The 3,566-nt window shown below is 33.7% G+C and carries 4 protein-coding genes; all 4 read right to left on the bottom strand.

Annotated features, from left to right (window positions below):
* Positions 1–388: 388 nt before the first annotated feature.
* Positions 389–535 (bottom strand): hypothetical protein, encoded by a 147-nt coding sequence (locus tag ACKOWY_RS05025; RefSeq protein WP_408940350.1) that lies wholly within the window; start codon positions 533–535, stop codon positions 389–391.
* Positions 536–585: 50 nt separating this feature from the next.
* The gene (gene istB / locus ACKOWY_RS05020; protein ID WP_408940351.1) at positions 586–1,290 is read right to left on the bottom strand and encodes an IS21-like element helper ATPase IstB; all 705 of its coding nucleotides are present in this window, start codon (positions 1,288–1,290) and stop codon (positions 586–588) included.
* A gap of 50 nt (positions 1,291–1,340) precedes the next feature.
* Positions 1,341–2,888 carry an IS21 family transposase gene (gene istA, locus ACKOWY_RS05015; protein ID WP_408940349.1) on the bottom strand — a complete coding sequence of 516 codons (1,548 nt, stop codon included), beginning with the start codon at positions 2,886–2,888 and terminating at the stop codon, positions 1,341–1,343.
* Positions 2,889–3,087: 199 nt separating this feature from the next.
* On the bottom strand, positions 3,088–3,459 hold the full coding sequence (locus ACKOWY_RS05010) for a hypothetical protein (RefSeq protein ID WP_408940348.1): 372 nt from the start codon (positions 3,457–3,459) through the stop codon (positions 3,088–3,090).
* Positions 3,460–3,566: the final 107 nt, after the last annotated feature.

The following is a 3,566-nucleotide window of genomic DNA, read 5'->3' as shown; positions in this document are numbered from 1 at the left end:
GAAATAACAAGTTTTAAACTGGAATAAATTTAATGTGATTCCCTTTATAAGATTCAAATAATAAGTATAGAGTTAGCTATTAGATTTTGTGTTTATTCTATTGAAATTAAAGTAAGAAAGACGAGCAGTATTGTTCGTCTTTTTGCATCCATTCACACCTAAAAGCTAGTATGTCTCAAATAGCCCCAACAGGAACAGCGGCACCCTCCGTACCTCTTGTTTGGGCTTTTTTAGTATCATAATCCACGATAATGCTATTTTAAATTACCTACCTCGCCTATGCAAATAGGCTAATTAGCCCCTCATCCCTATGATGGTTTAAATAAATAGCCACCATGTTTCTGAGTTCAAATACCATTGTGTCACTTTGAAACACTAATTTTTCTACTTAAAAAAAATATTTTTTTAAAAAAAGTCCCAAAAAGTGCAAATTCCGGTGATATTGACCACCCAATTCCAATTTAAAGTGACCACCTGATTCCAATTCAAAATGACCACCTAATTCCGGAGTAAACTGACCACCCCAATTTTTCATAAAAAACTACTTTTTTTCATCTGTTAATTATTCAAATATACCTAAAAATATTAAACTTTATTAGTACCTCTTTTTTTTCTCATTGATTCCCCTTTTAATTCAAAACGGTGCGATTGATGTATCAATCTATCCAAAATAGCATCGGCTATGGTTTTTTCTCCAATTATATCATACCACCCTTGAACTGGGATTTGTGAGGTTACAATTATAGAACCGTTATTATGCCTGTCCTCGATGATTTCTAAAAGGGTAATTCGATTATGGCTATCCAAGGCTTGGAGTCCAAAATCATCAAGAATAATAACATCTTGCCGTTCTATTTTGGCCAGTTCTCGCAAGTAAGAACCATCTGCTTTGGCCATTTTTAATTTGGCAAACAACTTCGAAGTATTAAAGTAACTTACTTTAAAACCTTGTATGCAGGCCTGGTAACCCAATGCGGTACCTAAATAACTTTTACCTACACCTGTACTTCCAGTGATTAAAATGTTTTCATTTTTTTCAACAAATTCGCATTCCGCTAGACGAAGTACCATGTTGCGGTCAAGATTACGGGCTTGGTCAAAATTGATAGTTTCAATATTGGATTTGTAATGGAATCGGGCATTCTTGATACTTCGTTCAATACGACGATTGTGCCTTTCATCCCATTCTGCATCAATAATCATAGACACAAATTGGTCGAGTGTGTAATGGTCTGTTTTCCCGCTTTCAATAGCTGTTTTAAAAGCATTATGCATTCCATAAAGCTTCATTTGTTTCATTTTTGTTACTGTTGATTCATTCATAATTATTTGATTTTAATTTAGTTATAATAGTGTTTACCTCTAATGTTACTGTGATTTGGGAGTTCTTGCTCGGATTCTTGTTCAAAATCAATTTGGTCTAAGTTGTTTTCTAAAATGTTCTGTATGCTCTTGAAGCTATAAATTTTAAAATCTAGTGCCCGTTTACAAGCATTTATTAATCGCTGTTTTCCAACTTTTTTCTCAAAGTTTAGTATTCCTAAACAACTTTTATAGGCTTGCTCAGGATGGTTTCTACTTTCGATTATCTGCAGGATATAATCCCCTACGGACTCATCAATGCTATTGGCCCAATCAATGAAGCGAGAAGCACTCCATTGGGCTACAAATTGATGTGTACTTGCTAAATGTTCAGGTGTTGTGGTATAGACATAAGGTTTGTAATTTCTTATATGGACTGCTATTCGATTGTATTTATAATAAATCTCTACGGTTGATTTAGTGTACAATAGTTTAGCTTTTTTCTTTACATATTGATAGGGAACACTATAATAGTTTTTATCCTGACTTAATTGAACATGTCCATTCTGCATTACTGTTGCAAAGCATTGGTATTTGATTTCAAAACGTTCTTGTGGCAGTGGACGTAGTTTTTGCTGTTCATCTTCCAAAAATAATTCCAAGCGAGAATAAGGACGTGCAGTGAGTTTTCTATCATTATGAGAATCAAGTAAATCCCATATCTGCTGGTTTAATTCTTCTAGAGAAAAGAATTTTGTTTCTTTTATATTTACATAAATCCTTCTGTACAATATCTTGACAGCCCCTTCAACTAATGACTTGTCTCTGGGCTTATATGCCCTAGCAGGTAAGATTGTAGTTTCATAGTGTTCGGCTAAATCTGCCAAGGTTTCATTAATTGTTGGTTCAAAACGACTGCTTTTTATTACTGCAGATTTTAAATTATCTGGAACAATTGCAGCAGGAGTACCTTCAAAAAAACGCATGGCATTCTCTACAGAAGTAACAAAATCTTCTTTTTGTTGGCTCATGGAGGCTTCGGCATACGTGTATTGACTCGCTCCTAATATGGCTACAAAAAACTGTACTTCTTTGATTTCTCCCGTGTCTTTATCAATAATAGAGAGTGTTTTTCCGGCATAATCCACATACATTTTATCACCCGCTTTGTGATTCATGTGCATTACTGGATTGACTCGTTTACCCCATATTTTGTAATGATAACAAAATTGTGAACTTCTATAACCGTCAGGGTTTAATGAGATATATTGTTCCCACATGTGCTGTACGGTAACGCCAACTTTTTTTAGTTCCCGTTCCATTTTAGGGAAAAAATCATAAAGAATTTGCAGTTTGGGACTAATGATTTCCACAGTTGTATGTGAAAACATAACTTCTAGTTCAGCATCTGATTTTTCATTAATTGCTTCAAAACTTAGTCCTAGTGTTTCAAATAAAGAAATATACTTCTTTACAGTATTTCTGGAAAGCGATAAGTACTTACTTATAAACAACTTACTTTTTCCGTTACAATAGAATTTAATTGCTTTTCTAATTTTACTCATGTCTGTTATTTTGTTTGCCATAATCCGTTTTTTAAAACGAATTTATGGTTCTAACAACATGAAAAAAGTGGGTAGTTTTTTATTGCCAAATTAACCTCAAAATTAGGTGGTCAATTTGCTCCGGAAAGTGGTGGTCAGTTTGCTCCGGAAATGGTGGTCAATTTAAACTGGAAAGTGGTGGTCAATTTGACCGGATTTTCCAGGTATTACGGTAAATCTACTAAAATCTTCCATGTCTAATAATTTTTACTTCTTTATTTACTTTATCAATAATAAATACAAATTCAAATATGGCAGGGCGTTGAATTCCATTGTATAGAACATAATGATTAAATACATTAAAATCTAAGCCATATCCTCTTAAAAAATCAATGGAAAATTCTGCTTCATTTCTACCAACCATTAATTTTCTTAGTTTTACATGTGCATTGTGAATTGGTTTGTTGATGTGTTCTCGTTCCCTTCGCAATTCATTTGCCGCATCATTATTGAATTTAATTCTGTTCTCGGGTCTGGCAAACTTTTGGTTGGCTCTTTTTGGAAAAAACAGTTCGCCTGTTTGTGGGTCTGTTCTTCTAGTAACTTCTTTCATAATTAGCAATTTAAACAAACATTATTTTTTTTAAGGATCTGTTCCACTACATTAACTTCGTACAGATACACATCACCTAATCTTGTGTAAGGTAATGTGCCTGTTTC

This window comes from Flavobacterium sp., from assembly GCF_046073885.1.
Lineage (GTDB): Bacteria > Bacteroidota > Bacteroidia > Flavobacteriales > Flavobacteriaceae > Flavobacterium.
This window is presented reverse-complemented; position numbering and strand designations above follow the sequence as displayed.

Bases quoted from the DNA above. Each gene is read 5' to 3' on its own strand.
- ACKOWY_RS05025 (WP_408940350.1), bottom strand. From the start codon at position 535: ATGAAAAATTGGGGTGGTCAGTTTACTCCGGAATTAGGTGGTCATTTT.
- istB (WP_408940351.1), bottom strand. From the start codon at position 1,290: ATGAAGCTTTATGGAATGCATAATGCTTTTAAAACAGCTATTGAAAGC.
- istA (WP_408940349.1), bottom strand. From the start codon at position 2,888: ATGGCAAACAAAATAACAGACATGAGTAAAATTAGAAAAGCAATTAAA.
- ACKOWY_RS05010 (WP_408940348.1), bottom strand. From the start codon at position 3,459: ATGAAAGAAGTTACTAGAAGAACAGACCCACAAACAGGCGAACTGTTT.